Here is a 17,026-nt window from a genome sequence, read left to right as displayed (position 1 = left end):
ATGACCCTCGATGTCCGGACTGCCCCATGTTTGCCCCACGAGTCGGCCGACTCGCGCAGGTGGAGGCCTGATTTGCGTAACGTCGCCATCGTGGCGCACGTCGACCACGGCAAGACAACGCTGGTCGACGCCATGCTGCGGCAGTCGGGTGCGTTCGCCGAACGCGCCGAGCTCGTGGACCGCGTGATGGACTCCGGCGAGCTGGAGCGGGAGAAGGGCATCACGATCCTGGCGAAGAACACCGCCATCCGCAGGCAGACGCCCGACGGCCCGGTGACCATCAACGTCATCGACACGCCCGGCCACGCCGACTTCGGCGGCGAGGTGGAGCGCGGGCTCGCGATGGTGGACGGCGTCGTGCTGCTCGTCGACGCCAGTGAGGGCCCGCTGCCGCAGACGCGGTTCGTGCTGCGCAAGACCCTGCAGGCCGGACTGCCGGTGATCCTGGTGGTCAACAAGGTCGACCGCGCCGACGCGCGGATCGCCGAGGTGGTCGACGAGACCCACGACCTGCTGCTGGAGCTGGCCTCCGATATCGAGGACATGGACGACAGCGCCATGGACTCGGTGCTGTCCATGCCCGTGATCTACGCCGCGGCGCGCGACGGCAAGGCCAGCCTGGAGCGGCCCGCCGACGGTGCGGTGCCCGCCAGCGAGAACCTCGACCCGCTGTTCGACGTGCTGCTCTCGCACATTCCGCCGCCCACCGCCGACCCGGAGGCGCCGCTGCGCGCGCTCGTGACCAACCTCGACGCGTCCAGCTTCCTGGGCCGGATCGCGCTGGTCCGCATCCACGCGGGCAGGCTGCGCAAGGGGCAGACGGTGGCGTGGCTGCGCGGGGGAGGCTCGGCGCAGCCGGTGCGCATCTCCGAGCTGCTGGTCACCGAGGCGCTGACCCGGGTACCCGCGCAGGAGGCCAGCGCGGGCGACCTGGTGGCCATCGCGGGCATCCCGGACATCACCATCGGCGACACGCTCGCCGACCCGGAGTTTCCTGATCCGCTGCCCCGGATCACGGTGGACGAGCCTGCCATCTCGATGACCTTCGGCGTCAACACCTCGCCGCTCGCCGGGCGGGGCGGCGGCGACAAGCTCACCGCACGGCTGGTGAAGGCCCGCCTCGACGCCGAGCTCGTCGGCAACGTCAGCATCCGCGTGCTGCCCACCGACCGCCCGGACACCTGGGAGGTCCAGGGCAGGGGCGAGCTGGCGCTGGCCGTGCTCGTCGAGCAGATGCGCCGCGAGGGCTTCGAGCTGACCGTCGGCAAGCCGCAGGTGGTCACCCGCGTCATCGACGGCAAGGTGCACGAGCCGTTCGAGCGTCTCTACGTCGACGCGCCGGAGGAGCACCTCGGTTCGATCACGCAGCTGCTGGCCGCGCGCAAGGGGCGCATGGAACACATGGACGGTCACGGCACCGGCCGGATCAAGCTGGAGTACGTCCTGCCCGCGCGCGGGCTCATCGGCTTCCGCACCGACTTCCTCACCGAGACGCGCGGCACCGGCATCGCCAATCACACGTTCGAGGGTTACTTCCCGTGGGCGGGTGAGATCCGCACCCGGCACACCGGCTCGCTGGTGGCCGACCGCTCGGGCCCGGTCACGACGTACGCCATGCTGCAGCTGGCCGACCGCGGGACGTTCTTCGTCGAGCCCGGCGCCGAGGTGTACGCGGGCATGGTCGTCGGCGAGAACCCGAGGGCCGAGGACCTCGACATCAACATCACCAAGGAGAAGAAGCTCACCAACATGCGCTCCTCCACCGGTGACGAGCTGGAACGGTTGGCCCGGCCGCGCAAGCTCGGCCTCGAGGAGGCGCTGGAGTTCTGCTCCGTCGACGAGTGCGTCGAGGTGGCGCCGAAGGTGGTGCGCGTCCGCAAGGTGACGCTGGACGTCAACCAGCGGGCGAAGGAGCGCTCCCGCGCCAAGAGCCGCGACCAGAACGCGTAGCCGCGATCCCGGAACCGGTCGAGACGATCTCGCGTCGGCTCAGGTGGCTCTACCCGATCCGGTATCGGGGTTTGACATCCGATCTGGCACGCTCGTGACCTGATCGGCACAGGTCTGGGGAAACGCGAACCGAGTTCGACGAGCAGGAGGGGCTGCGCGTGGGCAACGGCGGGAAGGGACCGCGACCACTGCTGGTGCTCGCGTGCCTGCTGGCCGCCGTGCTCGCCGCGTGCACGAACACCCCGCCGCCGCCCGTGGTGAGCAGCCCGGTGGCCAAGACCTCGGCGCCGCCCGTCGACACGCCGTCGCAGGTCGTGATCGGCCTCGACGACATCGACGGCGGGTACAACCCGCACAACATCGCCGACCTGTCGACGGTCACCTCGGCGCTGTCGCAGATGCTGCTGCCGTCGGTGTTCCGCCCCGACGAGGACGGCGTGCTGCGGCTGGACGAGAACCTGATGACCTCCGCCGAGGTCATCAGCCGCGAGCCGTTCACGGTGGCCTACGAGATCCGGCACGACGCGTCGTGGTCGGACGGCGCGCCGATCGCCGTCGAGGACTTCGCCTACCTGGCCGACGCGATGAAGACCCAGCCCGGTGTCGTGGAGCCCGCCGGCTACCGGCTCATCTCGGGTATCCAGCCCGGCGAGGGCGGCAAGCGCGTCGAGGTCACCTTCGACAAGCCCTACCCGGGCTGGAAGTCGCTGTTCGACAACCTGCTGCCCGCGCACCTGCTCAAGGACGCGCCCGGCGGCTGGCAGGGGGCGCTCGGGGAGAGCTTCCCCGCGTACGGGGGCCCGTTCGCCATCAAGACGCTCGACGAGGTTCGCGGCGAGATCGTGCTGGAGCGCAACGAGCGTTACTGGGAGAAACCCGCCGCCGTCGACCGGATCGTGCTGCACAGCTCCGACCAGGCGGCCATGGCCGGAGCATTGCGCAGCGGCAACGACCAGCTCGCGCTCGCCAACACCGACGCCACAGGACTGGACCTGTTGTCCGGGCTCGGCAAGAACGTGCGGCTGCACACGGTGGCGCGGCCATACCTGGCGGAGGTGCTGCTGCGCCCGGTCGGCACCGCGCTCGCCGACGCGCAGGTGCGGGCCGGTGTCGCCGCGCTCGTCGACCGGGAGCGGCTCATCGCCGAGGGCACCGGCGGTGGCGCGTCCGCGGAGCTGCGGGCCGGCGCCCACACGTTGCCGCCCTCGGCCAAGGGCTACGAGCCGACGATCCCGCGGTCGGGCCCGCCGCTGAACCCCGCCCCGCGCCGCGCCGAGCGGCTGCTGAGGGCCGCCGGCTACACCAAGCAGGCGGGGACGTGGACGCGGGACGGCGAACCGCTGTCGCTCGTGGTGGCCTCGCCGGGGCAGCGCGAGCCCTACGCGGCCATCGCCAGGGAGCTCACCAGGCAGCTGACGGCGGCGGGCGTCGAGGTCACGACCATCAACCCCCCGGCACGGGAGCTGTTCTCCAGCCTGCTCGCCGCACCGGTCGATCCCGATGCCGGGGACGGGCAGTCCACGGCCCAGGACGGCCCTGTCGCCGTCGACATCGTCGTGGGGCCGCAGCCGGTGAGCAACGACCCTGCCTCCACGCTGGTGTCGGCCTACGGCTGCCCGGAGGGCTGGGACGATCCCGGGGACGGGGAGAGCTCGCCACAGGTGCCCGCCAACACCGCAGCGTTCTGCGACGAGGTGCTCCAGCCGACGCTGGAGGCCGCGCTGGCCGGTGCGGAGCCGCTCGCCGAGACGATGTCGACGGCGGAGCCCGCGCTGTGGCAGAGCAACGTGGCCATCCCGCTGTTCCAGCTCGCCGACACGCTCGCGATCGGTTCGAGCGTCGCCGGGGTGAGCCCCGGCCCCCCGATGGCCGGTCCGTTCTCCTCCGCGGTCAACTGGACCCGCGCACCGCGCTGACCCGTTCGGGCGACTTCTGGCGTGGGCGAAACGGGGGCATCCTGCTGCCCTGCCGCGAATGACCGTTTACCTTGTTCGCTGCGGGACTGCCGATCGGTCGATCGGTTCGTTACCCGATGATTGCAGTTGGTAACCGTTGTATGTCGGGACGCAAGTTAGATGTCACCCTTTGGTCACGATCCCTCGGGAAGTAATGACCGCGGGTGGTCATCCTTCTTAGCGTTCCCCCGCAGTGCGCCAATCGAGTGTGGCTTGGCGTGTCGTAGGCTCCGGCGTCACAACTGGAGCGGTGTGGGTCCCGTGGTCCGGACATCCAGGGGCTCAGTGCTAGGAGGGCACACGTAAATGAGGAGATCCAAAGCAGTCTCCGCCCTGTCGCTGGTTGCCGCGTCCGCGCTCGTGCTGAGCGCCTGCGGCGGGGGCGGCGGTGGCGAGGGAGACTCGAACACCGGCTCGACCGTCGATGTCAAAAGCATGGCGGAGGGCAAGGCTCAGCAGGGCGACGAGTTCCAGCTCGCCGACGTCCCGGAGAGCGAACCGGTCACCGTCGCCATCGACGAGGGCTTTTCCGCGTACAACAACAAGACCGCGGACGCCAACAGCTCGTACAACAACTACGTGCTGGTGCCCGTCATCACTGGCCCGTTCGTGCTCGACGGCAACAACAAGGTGCTGCTGAACAAGGACGTGATGGAGTCCGTCACCGTCACGTCGGAGAAGCCGTACACGGTCGAGTGGAAGATGAAGCCGGGCGTCAAGTGGTCCGACGGCGCGCCGTGGGGCTGCGAGGACTTCTACCTCGCCTGGCTTGCCGGCTCCGGTGCCGAGGGCTTCAACGCGGCGTCCACCACGGGCTACGAGCTCATGGACAACCCGACGTGCAAGGACGACCTCACGTTCGAGGCGACCTTCACCGAGCCCTACATCGACTACAAGGGCCTGTTCTCCGATGTCGCGCTGCTGCCCGCCCACGTGCTGGAGGAGCAGACCGGGATCTCCGACATCACCAAGGTCAAGCCCAGCGACAAGCAGGCGGTGAAGAAGGCCGCCGACTTCTGGGCCAACGGCTGGAAGGGCTTCAAGCCGGACCTCATGCCGGCCTCGGGCCCGTACAAGATCAAGTCCTTCGACCAGAACGCCGACACGGTCGTGCTGGAGAAGAACCCCGAGTGGATCGGGGCGAAGGGCGGCCCCAGCGAGGTGACCATCCGGGCCATCCCGGACACCAAGGCGATGGCCACGGCGCTGCAGAACGGTGAGATCGACGTCGCCGCGTCGACCCAGCCGGACGACACCGCGGCCAACACCATGAAGAACCTGGCCTCGCAGGGCGTGAACTACGGCTCCGCGCCGCAGCTGACCTTCGAGCACTTCGACCTCAACTACAACCGGCTCTTCGGTGACGAGGCCGCTCGCAAGGCGTTCTTCCAGGTGGTCAACCGCGAGGAGATCGTCAGCAAGCTGCTCAAGGGTGTCCAGTCGGACATCCAGCCGCTGAACAGCATCGTCTTCTTCGAGGGCGAGGACGGCTACCAGGACCTCTACAGCGACAAGACCAACCAGGGCGCCGAGGCGGCGATGAAGACCCTGGAGGCCGGAGGCTGGAAGAAGGGCCCGGACGGCATCTACCAGAAGAACGGCAAGCGGTTCTCGGTGGCGATCTCGCACAACGAGAACGAGCGGCGCAGCCGCACGGTGGAGATCGTCCAGTCGCAGGCGCGTGCCGCCGGCATGGAGATCAAGGACGACACGGACCCGAACTTCCTCAAGGGCCGCGTCGACAAGGGTGACTACGACATCGCCCTGTTCGGCTGGTCGTCCGCGCCGTTCAAGGCCGAGCAGAAGTCGATCTACATCACCGGTGGTGGGCAGAACTGGCAGGGCCTGAGCGACCCGAAGATCGACCAGGCCTTCGACAAGGCCACGTCGGCGACCAACGCCGAGGAGGCCACCAAGCACTACCAGGCGGCCGACGAGGCACTGGCGAACCAGTACGCCACGATGCCGCTGTTCGCCACGCCGTCGATGTGGGGCTTCCGGGGTATCGACCGGGTGTACATGCAGTCCTACAACGGCGTGCTGTGGAACGTCGGCGAGTGGGAGCGGACCGACTGACAGCGGTGACTCGCTCGAGTCGCTGATTGGTTCTGCGACGGTGTCGGGGGCCGGGCCACCAGCCCGGCCCCCGACAAACCGACGTTGGTAGCTGTTCAGGCCATCCGGACCCCCACTACCGTGGCGCCCGGGCGGTGGCGAAATAATTCCGGGCAATACCCGGACTAGGAGCAAGTCGTTGAACCTGGTTTTCTACATTCTTCGCCGGTTGGCGATCTCGGTTCCGATCCTGTTCATCGGAAGCTTCCTGGTGTTCCTGATGGTCGCAGGCGCGGGCGATCCCCTCGCCGAGATCCGTAACCAGCCGAACATCAACCCCGAGTCCATCGCGGCGCTGTCCCACCAGCTCGGCCTCGACAAGCCGCTCGTTCCCAGGTACTTCGACTGGCTCGGCGGCTTCCTCACCGGGGACTGGGGGATCTCCATCGCGCAGGGATCGGCGATGGAGCCCGTTTACCCCAAGATCATGAACGCGTTCTGGGTGACGTTCCGGCTCATCATCGGCGCCGAGATCCTCGCCCTCATCCTCGGCATCGCGGTGGGTGTGCTCGCCGCCGTCCGCCAGTACACGACCATCGACTACGTCGCGACCACGCTGGCGTTCCTGTTCTTCTCCATGCCGATCTTCTGCGTCGCGATCATCCTCAAGACGTACGCGATCGACATCAACATCGTCGTGAACCAGCTCGGCTGGTCCGACGTGCTGGGCAACCCGTTCCTGCGGACGACGAGCCCGGAGAGCCTGCGCGCCGACGGCGTTGGCGACTTCGTCGTCACCTACATCGGGGCGTTCCTGCTGCCCACACTGTCCATCATGTTCATCAGCTTCGCGGCGTACAGCCGGTTCCAGCGTTCGTCCATGCTGGAGACGCTGAACATGGACTACGTGCGCACCGCACGCGCCAAGGGCCTTTCCGGCCGCAGGGTGATCTTCCGGCACGCGTTCCGCAACGCGATGATCCCGGTGACCACGCTCTTCTCGGTGAACTTCGCGTCGGTCATCACCGGTGCGATCATCACCGAGCGCGTGTTCAACTGGAACGGCATGGGCACGGTGCTCGTGGAGGCTGTGAACAAGAACGATCCGAACGTGATGATGGGCTGGGTCGTGGTGATCGCCATCGCGGTGGTGCTCGCCAACCTGGTCGCGGATTTGCTGTACGGCATCCTGGACCCGAGGATTCGCGTTGGCTGACATGAACTCGCTCGTCACCCGGGCACAGTCCGGCGACGAGCCACCGATCAAGGATGGCGAGCCGGACGTCACCGCGCTTCCGGAGCCGCGCAGTCAGGGCGCGCTCGTCCTGCGGAAGTTCCTCCGGCACAAGCTGGCCATGGCCAGCGTCGGCGTGCTGCTGCTGATCGCGTTGGTCGCGCTGATCCTGCCGATCTTCTGGCCGCACAGCTACTGGGATGCCTCGTTCCCCTCCTACGAGCCGCCGAGCGGTGACTACCCGCTGGGCACCACCCAGGTCGGCAAGGACATGGTGTCGCAGATCCTGCGGGGCACCCAGTTCTCGCTGCTGATCGCCCTGACGGTGGCGATCGTCGCGACGCTCATCGGTGTGGTGTTCGGCGCGCTCGCCGGGTACCTGCGCGGGATCGTCGACTCGGCCGTCTCGCGGCTGACCGACCTGTTCCTGATCGTGCCGCAGCTGGCCGCCGCGGCGATCCTGGTGAAGGTCTTCAGCGGTAGCTGGTGGGTGGTCGCGATCGTGCTGGCTCTGTTCGGCTGGATGCCGATCGCCAGGATCACCCGCGCCGAGGCGATGTCGCTGTCCCAGCGGGAGTTCGTGGAGGCGGCTCGCGCGTCCGGCGCCGGGACCATGCGGATCGTGTTCAAGCACCTCGTGCCGAACATGGTCGGGACCATCACCGTCAACGCGACACTGGCCGTGGCACAGGCGGTGCTCGCCGAGGCGGCGCTGTCGTTCATCGGCCTCGGCGTCAAGCCGCCGGACACCTCACTCGGCCGGGTCATCTCGGACAACTATGCCCAGATGACCGGACGACCGTGGCTGTTCTTCGGTCCGTTCGTCGTGCTGGTGCTCATCTCGCTGTCGATCAACTTCATCGGTGACGGCCTGCGGGACGCCTTCGACCCCCGCCAGCGCCGCGTGAAAGCCTAGCCCAGACAGGAGCAAGGGACCTTTACTCTCGTTTTCCGGGAGTAAAGGTCCCTTGCTCTGTGATGTGTGGGGCCGGGAATGCGCGAAAGCTCCGTTCGCGCCGGGTCGCCGCAAGCTCCCCAATGCCACATTTGTTCCACTCAACGGAGCGAATGCGGCATTCGCTCCATCCAGTGGAGCGAATGCCGCATTGGGGAGCTTTGGGGGCTGGGGTCAGTCGGCGACCGGGGCTACTCGGCCGGCTTCCCAGGCTTCGCGGCGGCGGGCCTGCAGGGCTGGGTCGGCGACGGGGGCCGCCGACAGCAGCCGCTTGGTGTAGTCCTCCCGCGGCTCGTGCAGGACCTGGTCGCGGGTACCGACCTCCACCAGCCTGCCCTTCTGCATGACGGCGACACGGTCGGCGAGCAGGTCGACGACGGCGAGGTCGTGGCTGATGAACAGGCACGCGAAGCGCAGGCTCTGCTGCAGGTCCAGGAACAGGTCGAGCACCTTCGCCTGCACCGACACGTCCAGCGCCGAGGTCGGCTCGTCGGCGATGAGCAGCTTCGGGTCCAGCGAGAGCGCCCTGGCGATCGCCACCCGCTGCCGCTGCCCTCCGGAGAGCTCGTGCGGGTAGCGGTTGCGGTAGTGCCCGGACAGCTGCACCTTGTCGAGCAGGTTCGTCACCCGCGCGGTGAGTTCCTTGCCGGACAACACCTTGTGCAGCACGAGCGGCTCGGCGATCGAGTCACCGATGGTCATCTTCGGGTCCAGGGTGGACGCCGGGTCCTGGAACACGATCGAGAAGTACCGGCGCAGCGGGCGCAGCGCCTTGTTGGACATCGTCGTGATGTCCTGCCCTGCGATCGAGATCGTGCCGGACGTGGGCTTGAGCAGCCGGATCGCGCAGCGGCCGATCGTCGACTTGCCGGAGCCGGACTCGCCGACGAGCCCGACGATCTCACCACGGTCGATGTGCAGCGAGACGTCGTCCACCGCGCGCACCTTGCCCTGGCGTCCCCGGCCGGGGAACTCGAGCACCAGGTTCTTGATCTCCAGCGCGGGCGCGCTCTCGTCGAACCTGCCCTGCAGCTCGGCGTCGGCCAGCCGGAGCGTCTCGTCCACGGTGGCCTGCTCGACGGTCGCCGGCGCCGGGGGCGGCGACTCCAGCAGCCGCTGGCCCTCGGGCCGCTGGCCGAGGACCGGAACGGCCGCCAGCAGCCGCTTGGTGTAGTCCTGCTGGGGGTTGCTGAACAGCTCGTTGACCGGTGCCTGCTCGACGATCTCGCCCTGGTACATCACGACGACCCGGTCGGCGAGGTCGGCGACCACCCCCATGTCGTGGGTGATGAGGACGATGGCGGTGTTGAGGGTGTCCCGCAGCTTGCGCAGCAGGCCCAGGATCTCGGCCTGCACCGTCACGTCCAGTGCCGTGGTGGGCTCGTCGGCGATGATGACCTTCGGGTCGCACGCGATCGCCATCGCGATCACCACGCGCTGGCGCAGACCACCGGAAAGCTGGTGGGGGTACTGCCTGAACCGCAGCTCCGGCTGCGGGATGCCCACCAGGTCGAGCAGCTCGACGGCACGGGCGTCCGCGGCGCTCTTGGCCAGGTCCTGATGCGCGCGCAGCGCCTCGCGGATCTGCCACCCCACCGTGTACATGGGGTTCAGGGCCGTCATCGGCTCCTGGAAGATCATCGCGATCTCGTTGCCGCGGTACTGGCGCAGCTCCTTGTCCGACTTGCCACTGAGGTCGGTGCCGCCGAGCCTGCGTTCGCCACTGATCTGGGTGGTCTTGGGCAGCAGGCCGGGTACCGACATCGAGGTGACCGACTTGCCCGAACCCGATTCGCCGACAATGGCGAGGATCTCGCCGGGCGCGACGTCGAAGCCGATTCCCTTGACCGCCTCGACGATGCCGTCCTCGGTCGTGAACGTGATCCGCAGATCCGAAATAGACAGTACGGATTCCGACGTGCCGGACGAGTACGTCGATATTGCTTCAGTGCTCACCAGAAGCCCTTCGTGGGGGTACACCGCGTCACGGTTTCGTGGTCGTGACTGGCGCGAGGATAGCCGAGACGCGCCCACGTGTGGACGTGACGAAGGAATTAATCTTAAGCCGTGATCTCTCCAGCCGGCCGCAGGGTGCTGTTCGTTCACGCGCACCCCGACGACGAAACGATCACCACGGGCGGCACCATCGCCCGCTATGCGGCTGCCGGTGCGCATGTGACGGTTGTGACGTGCACGCTGGGCGAGGAGGGCGAGATCATCCCGCCCGCGCTGGAGCAGCTGGGCGCGTGGGCGGCCGACCAGCTCGGCGGATACCGCGCGGGCGAGCTGGCCGCCGCGGGGGCGGCGCTGGGCTGGACCGAACACCACTACCTGGGCGGCATCGGCCGCTGGCGCGACTCCGGCATGGCGGGCACGCCGTCGGCCGAGCACCCGCGTGCCCTGGTCAAGGGCTCCGTGGAGGAACAGACGGGCCAGCTGCTGGCCGTGCTGGAGGAGCTGCGGCCCGAGGTGGTCGTGACCTACGACTCCTTCGGCGGCTACGGCCATCCCGACCACATCCGCGCACACGAGATCACCATGGCCGCCGCGGCCCGCGCCTCGTCGGTGCGCCGCGTGTTCCACACCGTGTCCTCGGCGGGTGCGACCGCCCGCGGGCTGGAGGCCCTGCGGCAGGTGGGCGGACTGCCGTTCCGGGTACCCGCCGACGGTGAGCTGCCCACCGTCGCCGACGAGCACATCACCACCGCCATCGACATCACCGGGCAGGTGCGGGTCAAGCTCGCCGCGCTGCGCGCGCACGCGACGCAGGTGAGCGTGCACGAGCCCGCCTTCGCCCTGTCCAACGGCATCGCCCAGCCGGTGCCCGCCGCCGAGTACTTCGTGCTCGCCGACGGGCCCGCCGCCGGGGCGGACGACGACCTGTTCGGAGGCCTCGACCCGTGACCGTGACCCGCCCCGCCGAGCGCTGGGGCCTGCTCGCGCTGTTCACCGTCGACGCGGTGCTGCTCGCGCTGCTCGAGCTGTTCTATCTGCCGCTGCGCCTCGACGGCACGATCCTGCCCCGGCTCGGCGACGTGGTGCTGCCGCTGAGCGTGCTGCTGGCCGTCGTCACGACGCCGTTGCTGGTCTCGCGGGCTTCGGCGCTCGTCGGCAAGCGGCCCGCGGCCGTGCCCCTCGTGGCGTGGATCCTCACGATCGGGGCCGTCGGGTTGCGCGGCCCGGGTGGCGACGTCGTACTGCTTCCCGACTGGCGGACGTTCCTGCTCCTGGCAGGCGGCGCACTGCCAGGAGCGATCGCGCTGGGTGGCTCGTTCGGCCGCCCGGCGAGAAAGGTGAGGTGAGCGACGATGGCCGAGTCCATCTCCGACCGCCAGGTCGTCGCCGTGCTCAGGCCGTTCGTGCGCGCGGCGGGGCCGATGGTCGACGCGCTGCGGGAGGCCGATCCGTTCGGCCTCATCGCCGCGGGGCCGCAGGACACCTCGGGCATCGAGCCGAGGCGGCGCGACAAGCTGCTCGCGGCCCTGCGCTCGGTGCGCGTGCCGGGGACCGACGCCTGGGCCGCCATGGACACCGCAGAGCGCACGACGTGGTGGGTCAACCGGGTCGGCCGGTTCACCTCGCTGCTCACGGCGGTGCCCGGGCTCGGCGGCGCGCTGGCCGACCGGCTGCCGATCCAGGACACGCTCGGCGCCGCGTCGCAGGGGCTGCTGCTGTGCGCCATCGCGGGCGAACACGGCGTCACCGGCACCGGTGACCGCGTCCGGCTGCTGGCCTGGGTGTTGTTCGGCCGCGAGATCGACCCGGCGCTGGCCGAGGGGCGCTTCGCGGGACACGACGAGGCCGCCGAGGACGCACGGACCGAGGAACTCACCGAAGACCTGTCGGCGGCCTCGAAACGACACGGGAAGGTGACGCTCAAGGCGGCCGCCCGCACGCTGTGGCGGCTCGGCCGTTCCCTGCTCGCCGTCACCGACGAGCTGGAGAAGCGGCCGAGCGGCCGGTTCTACCACCGCGCCATGGGCATGCTGCCGGTGGTCGGCATGGTCGGCGACTACCTCGGCGAGCGGTCCGGGCTCAAACGGGTGACCCAGCGCGCGGGTGTCTGGCTCGCGAGGACGAAGGCTCAGTAGCGCCAGAACATGAACGCGTACTGGCCGACGCCCGCCAGGTACTCGTCGCCGCCGATGGCGCCGAACAGCGTGTCAGTGATGTCCCACAGGATCTGCGCGAACCCGGGCACGGCCAGGATGAGCGCGAACAGCACCAGCGGGGCCCACGGCCGGGCCTTGGCGCCGAACTCGCGGGCCTGCGGGGACAGGTACGGCTCGACCGCGCCGTAGCCGTCGAGGCCCGGCACCGGCAGGATGTTGATGACGAAGGCCAGGATCTGCAGCGACGCCAGGTAGGCCAGGCCCACGGCCAGCCCGAACGGCATCTCCACGAGCCCGGCCACCAGTGTCAGCGCGATGCCGATGGCGAGGTTGCTCAGCGGGCCCGCCAGCGACACCCAGGACGACACGGCGCGCGAGCGCAGCGCCCACCGGTTGATCCACACCGCACCGCCGGGCAGCGGGATGCCGCCGATGGCGAGGATGATCAGCGGCAGCACCAGCGACAGCACCGGGTCGGTGTAGCGGCGGATGTCGAGCGCGAGATAGCCCTTGCTCGCCACCTCGTGGTCGCCACCCCTGTAGGCGACAAACGCGTGGCCGAACTCGTGCAGCGTGAGCGAGAGGGCCCAGCCGCCGAGTACGAGCAGGACGACGCCGAGCGTGCCTGCGATGTCGCGGCCGCCGGTGACGAGGTCCACCGGTGGCACGAAAGCCGCCAGCAGCCCGCCACCGATGGTGACGGCGAGGATCACGTAGAAGAGCAGGCTCGGGCGGACCACTGATCGTTGCACGCGCCCAGTCTGTCCTATCGCTCCCCGATCGTGTGGCCCCGCCTTCTCCTCCGATGTGCCCCGGTGTCAGATCCGTATGAGGTCGTGGCCATGTTCTCGGCGTGTCCGCTTGCGCGAGTCGTTCGAAGTATCCCCCAACCTTGCGACTCAGCTTGACCTGGCTGCACTACACGGGTGTAATCACATTGATGTCATTCGCTGTCTGAACAGGGGGGCAGAGGAAGGACATCGCAACCGCCAGCCTGGGAGTGCGTGAGAGCGAGGAGGCGGACGTGCGGTTAGACACTAGTAGTGGAAGGGAATGGGGGCACGTCATGGATTGGGGTGGGCACCCGGACGAGAGTCTGGGCGTTCTCACCGATCTGCTGGACGTGACCGACGAACAGGAATGGCAGGAGCGCGCCCTGTGCGCGCAGACCGATCCCGAGGCCTTCTTCCCGGAGAAGGGTGGCTCCACGCGCGAGGCCAAGCGGATCTGCCAGGGCTGCGAGGTCAAGGACGACTGCCTCGAGTACGCGCTGGCGCACGACGAACGGTTCGGCATTTGGGGCGGGCTGTCCGAGCGGGAGCGGCGCAAGCTCAAGAAGCGCGCGGTGTGACCGGCCGGGGACAGGGCGCGTCGTAGGGTGAGCGCACCCCGACCGCCCTCGACCCACGGAGAGGTACTTGCCCCGGACACCCATGCCGCCGCCGGTCACGACGGCGCCGGTTCTCGCGATCCTGGTGTGCCACAACGGGCAAGACTGGCTGCCGCTGGTGCTGTCGGCGTTGCGGCGCAGCACCATCCGCCCGCGGCACGTGCTGGCCGTCGACACCGGTTCCACCGACGGCACGCCCGGGTTGCTGGCCGAGGCAGCGGCGCCTGACGGCGTCGCGGGCCCGCCCGTCCTCGACGGTGTCGTCACACTGGGCGCCGGCACCGGCTTCTCGTCGGCGGTCGCCGCCGCCGTCGGGCACGCCACCGAGCGCTGGGGCGACCCCGGCCGGTGGTTCTGGTTGCTGCACGACGACTCCGCGCCCGAACCCGACTGTCTCGACCTGCTGCTGCGCGCGGCCGAGACCGCGCGCTCGGCCGCCGTCCTCGGCCCGCTCGCCGTCGACTGGGCCGACCCCCGCCTCGTCGTCGAGGCGGGCCTCACGACCGACGCGTCGGGGCACCGCAGGCCCGCCGTCCCGCGCGGGCTCGGCGACGACGGCTCCCCCGAGCAGAGCACCGAGGTGCTCGCGATGCCCAGCGCGGGCTCGCTCGTCGACCGCGCGACCTGGGAGGAGCTCGGCGGTTTCGACGAGGGCATCCCCCTGCTGCGGGAGGACATCGACTTCGGCTGGCGCGTCAACGCCTCGGGCCGCTTCGTGCTGTGCGTGCCGTCGGCCCGGCTGCGGCACGTGCGGGCCGTCGGCACGGGGCAGCGCGGCGCCGAGGCGGTGCCCGGCTCCGTCGCCGCCGCCGACCGCAGGCACGGCCTGCGCACGTTCCTGGCCAACTGCTCCACCGTCTCCTACGTCCTGGGCGTACCGAGGCTGGCGCTGCTGTGCCTGCTGCGCGGGCTCGGCTTCGGCCTGCTGCGCGCCACCACGCGTGCGGGCGCCGAGTTCGCCGCGCTCGGCTACCTGCTGGGCAGCGGGAGGGCCGACCTGCGGGCGGCGCGGGCGGCGCGGCCGCACACCGGCTCGGTGCGCGGGCTCGTCACCGGGAGGCTGACCCGGATGCGGGAGGCGCTGCGCGACGGCGTGGTGCACCTGGTGCGCAGGCGGGTCGCCAGCGAGGCGGCACTGGGCAGGCTGCCCGAGGCCGCCGACGAGCCGAGCGCGTGGGTGCCGCCGGAGGCTCGCTACCAGCGGCAGCGCCCGGTCGGCCCGGACGCGTTGCCCGCGGGTGCGCTGCGGTCGCTGCGCGGGCGCGGGCCCGGGTTGCGCAGGCCCGCCGAGGTGGTCGCGGTGTCCCTGCCGGAACAGGCCGAGACCGGGCCGCCGGAGAGCGAGCAACCCCCGGTGGCCGCGCCGGAGACCCCCGCGCGGCCCTCGCCGGGAAGGCGAGCCGCGACCGCCGAGCGGGAACTCGTGTTCGTCGAGGTCAGCAGGCGGCGGATTCTCGCGGCGACCGTGTTCGCGCCGCCCGTGATCCTGCTCGTGGTGCTCACCGCGCTCGGCCTCGTCGTCAACGGCTCGCGGCTCGGTCTCGACCTCGCGGGCGGCGCCCTGCTGCCGGTCGGCGGGCTCGGCGAGGTGTGGACCACCTACCTGGAGACGTGGCACGCCGTCGCGGGCGGCACCGGCGGCGCCACGCCGGTGGCGCTGGCCGTGCTCGGCCTCGCCGGTGCCCCGTTCGCCCCGGTCGGCGGACCGGACGCCCTGGTGGCGCTGCTGCTCGTCGGGGACGTGCCGCTGGCCGCGCTCGTCGCCTACGCGGCCACGCGGCGGCTGCGGGTGGACCGGTGGATCAGGGCGGGTGCCGCGGCGGCGTACGCGCTGCTGCCCGCCGCCACGGCCGCGGCGGCGCAGGGCCGCGTCGGGGTCGTGGTGGTGCACATCCTGCTGCCCGCGTTGATCGCCGGGATCGTCGCGGTGCTCACCCGTGCCGACGCTCGCTGGCTGAGCACCAGCGTGCTGTGCGCGCTGACGCTGGCGGTGATCGGCGCGTTCTCCCCGCTGACACACGCGCTGGGGCTGGTCGCGCTGGTCGTCGGCTTCGTCGTGCTGCCGCCGCCCCAGCACCGGCCGGCCCGGGGGGTCCCGGCCGTGGCCATCGTCGTGTTCCTGCCACTGATGCTGCTGCTGCCGTGGCTGCCGACCCTGTTCACCCATCCCGCGCTCGTCCTGCACGGGCTCGCCGGGCCCGCCTCGGCGCTGCCGTCCGGTACGCAGCTCGCCGGGCTCGATCCCGGTGGCGCGGGTGCCCTGCCCGTGGGCCTCGCCGTGGTCGTGGCGGCGCTCGTCGCCGCCGTCACCCGGCCGACCGTGCGGATCGTGCCCGGGCTGGCCGTGTTCGCGCTCGGTGTCGCCGCCGTCGTCGTGCAGCGCCTGGTGCCGGTCGAACCGCTGCGCGGTGGCGCTCCGGAGCAGGGTTTCGCCGGGGCCGGGCTGCTCGTGGCCGGCGCGGGCCTGCTGGCCGTGGTGCTCGGCACCTGCGTGCCGGGCCGCAGGCCGGTGCCGGTGCCGCTGGCCCGGCTCGGGGCCGTCGGCGGTGTGGCACTGGTGCTGGGGCTCGCCGCGAGCGGAGTGGCGGCGGGCCGCGAGGGCCCGCTGCAGCCGGGCGGAGGCTGGCGGCTGGCCTCGTCGCTCAGCGAGGAGCTGTCCACCACGGGGCGCTACGTGCTGGTGCTCGGTGAGCGAGGTGAGCCGGTGCGCATGACCGGCGGCAGGCTGCCCCGCTACGGCGACGACGCCCTGCCCCCCGTGGAGGGCGCCGCCGAGCGGCTGGACCGCTGGCGGGCCGCGCTGCTCGGCGGCTCGCGCGAAGCCGTGACCTCGGCCGCCGCGGCCGGGGTCCTCTTCGTGGTGCTGCCACCCGGCGAGGACGGGCAGCACCTGCGGCAGGCCGCGGCCGACCTCGTCACCGGCGCGCCGCCGACCACCGACGGCCGCACCGTGCTGCGGCTGACCCCCGCCTCGGCGCCGGTGGCCCTGGTGTCGCCGGAGCAGGCCCGGCGTGCGGTGAGCGGGCAGCCGCCCAGCGGTGAGCTGATGGGCGGCGCGGCGGTGGCCGCGGTCGACGCGCGGCTGCCGGAGGTGCGCGTGCGGGTCTCCGACGGGCCCGACGGCAGGCTGCTGGTGCTGGCGGCCGAGCAGGAGCCGGGCTGGGCAGCGACCGTGAACGGTGAGCGGGTGCCGATCGTGCCCGCCTGGGGGCACCAGGTGGCCGTGTCGGTGCCGCCCCGCCAGTCGGAGGTCACCGTGGAGTACTCGCCGACGCTGCACAACGTGCTGCTGCTCGGGCAGGTCGCGGCCCTGCTGTTCACCGTGCTCACCGCCATTCCCGGCAGGCAACACAATGGCGTACGCCATACGTGAAT

Annotated in this window: 12 protein-coding genes; 10 read left to right on the top strand and 2 right to left on the bottom strand. The window is 70.6% G+C overall.

What is annotated here, in order from left to right:
- The 5 genes from typA (at position 1) to BAY60_RS27975 (ending at position 8,110) form a co-directional block, all read left to right on the top strand.
- Entirely contained in the window at positions 1-1,950 is a 1,950-nt protein-coding gene (typA, locus tag BAY60_RS27995; protein WP_170160577.1) for a translational GTPase TypA, read from the top strand.
- A 158-nt stretch (positions 1,951-2,108) separates the two neighbouring features.
- The gene (locus BAY60_RS27990) at positions 2,109-3,866 is read left to right on the top strand and encodes an ABC transporter family substrate-binding protein (protein ID WP_425466489.1); all 1,758 of its coding nucleotides are present in this window, start codon (positions 2,109-2,111) and stop codon (positions 3,864-3,866) included.
- A gap of 345 nt (positions 3,867-4,211) precedes the next feature.
- Entirely contained in the window at positions 4,212-5,981 is a 1,770-nt protein-coding gene (locus BAY60_RS27985) for an ABC transporter family substrate-binding protein (protein ID WP_112284344.1), read from the top strand.
- Positions 5,982-6,159: 178 nt separating this feature from the next.
- Positions 6,160-7,176, top strand: coding sequence for an ABC transporter permease (locus tag BAY60_RS27980; protein ID WP_112284343.1), 1,017 nt, complete (start codon positions 6,160-6,162; stop codon positions 7,174-7,176).
- A gap of 1 nt (position 7,177) precedes the next feature.
- The gene (locus BAY60_RS27975; RefSeq protein ID WP_112284342.1) at positions 7,178-8,110 is read left to right on the top strand and encodes an ABC transporter permease; all 933 of its coding nucleotides are present in this window, start codon (positions 7,178-7,180) and stop codon (positions 8,108-8,110) included.
- A gap of 213 nt (positions 8,111-8,323) precedes the next feature.
- Here BAY60_RS27975 and BAY60_RS27970 read toward each other — a convergent pair whose 3' ends face one another.
- Complete coding sequence (locus BAY60_RS27970; RefSeq protein WP_112284341.1) at positions 8,324-10,105, bottom strand: ABC transporter ATP-binding protein; 1,782 nt, start codon at positions 10,103-10,105, stop codon at positions 8,324-8,326.
- A gap of 135 nt (positions 10,106-10,240) precedes the next feature.
- On the opposite strand from BAY60_RS27970, the gene mshB reads away from it, so the two are divergent.
- Genes mshB through BAY60_RS27955 form a run of 3 tightly spaced genes read left to right on the top strand, consistent with a single transcriptional unit; the run spans position 10,241 to position 12,240 of the window.
- Positions 10,241-11,053 (top strand): N-acetyl-1-D-myo-inositol-2-amino-2-deoxy-alpha-D-glucopyranoside deacetylase, encoded by an 813-nt coding sequence (mshB, locus tag BAY60_RS27965; protein WP_211330506.1) that lies wholly within the window; start codon positions 10,241-10,243, stop codon positions 11,051-11,053.
- Entirely contained in the window at positions 11,050-11,451 is a 402-nt protein-coding gene (locus BAY60_RS27960) for a hypothetical protein (protein ID WP_112284339.1), read from the top strand. The genes mshB and BAY60_RS27960 overlap by 4 nt, the downstream gene beginning before the upstream one ends.
- A 6-nt stretch (positions 11,452-11,457) precedes the next feature.
- The gene (locus BAY60_RS27955) at positions 11,458-12,240 is read left to right on the top strand and encodes a hypothetical protein (RefSeq protein ID WP_112284338.1); all 783 of its coding nucleotides are present in this window, start codon (positions 11,458-11,460) and stop codon (positions 12,238-12,240) included.
- Here the strand turns inward: BAY60_RS27955 and BAY60_RS27950 are convergent.
- On the bottom strand, positions 12,234-13,013 hold the full coding sequence (locus tag BAY60_RS27950; protein ID WP_112284337.1) for a site-2 protease family protein: 780 nt from the start codon (positions 13,011-13,013) through the stop codon (positions 12,234-12,236). The genes BAY60_RS27955 and BAY60_RS27950 overlap by 7 nt on opposite strands.
- Positions 13,014-13,327: 314 nt before the next feature.
- Here BAY60_RS27950 and BAY60_RS27945 point away from each other — a divergent pair, with 314 nt between their 5' ends.
- Positions 13,328-13,612 (top strand): WhiB family transcriptional regulator, encoded by a 285-nt coding sequence (locus BAY60_RS27945; protein ID WP_425466488.1) that lies wholly within the window; start codon positions 13,328-13,330, stop codon positions 13,610-13,612.
- An 82-nt stretch (positions 13,613-13,694) separates the two neighbouring features.
- Positions 13,695-17,024 carry a glycosyltransferase family 2 protein gene (locus BAY60_RS27940; RefSeq protein ID WP_112284336.1) on the top strand — a complete coding sequence of 1,110 codons (3,330 nt, stop codon included), beginning with the start codon at positions 13,695-13,697 and terminating at the stop codon, positions 17,022-17,024.
- Positions 17,025-17,026 lie beyond the last annotated feature (2 nt).

The sequence above is a fragment of the Prauserella muralis genome, assembly GCF_003202285.1.
In the GTDB taxonomy this organism is placed as follows: Bacteria; Actinomycetota; Actinomycetes; order Mycobacteriales; family Pseudonocardiaceae; genus Prauserella_B; species Prauserella_B muralis.
This window is presented reverse-complemented; position numbering and strand designations above follow the sequence as displayed.

Coding starts and splice junctions, on each gene's coding strand:
- typA (WP_170160577.1), top strand. CDS start 1: ATGACCCTCGATGTCCGGACTGCCCCATGTTTGCCCCACGAGTCGGCC.
- BAY60_RS27985 (WP_112284344.1), top strand. CDS start 4,212: ATGAGGAGATCCAAAGCAGTCTCCGCCCTGTCGCTGGTTGCCGCGTCC.
- BAY60_RS27975 (WP_112284342.1), top strand. CDS start 7,178: ATGAACTCGCTCGTCACCCGGGCACAGTCCGGCGACGAGCCACCGATC.
- BAY60_RS27955 (WP_112284338.1), top strand. CDS start 11,458: ATGGCCGAGTCCATCTCCGACCGCCAGGTCGTCGCCGTGCTCAGGCCG.
- BAY60_RS27945 (WP_425466488.1), top strand. CDS start 13,328: ATGGATTGGGGTGGGCACCCGGACGAGAGTCTGGGCGTTCTCACCGAT.
- BAY60_RS27940 (WP_112284336.1), top strand. CDS start 13,695: ATGCCGCCGCCGGTCACGACGGCGCCGGTTCTCGCGATCCTGGTGTGC.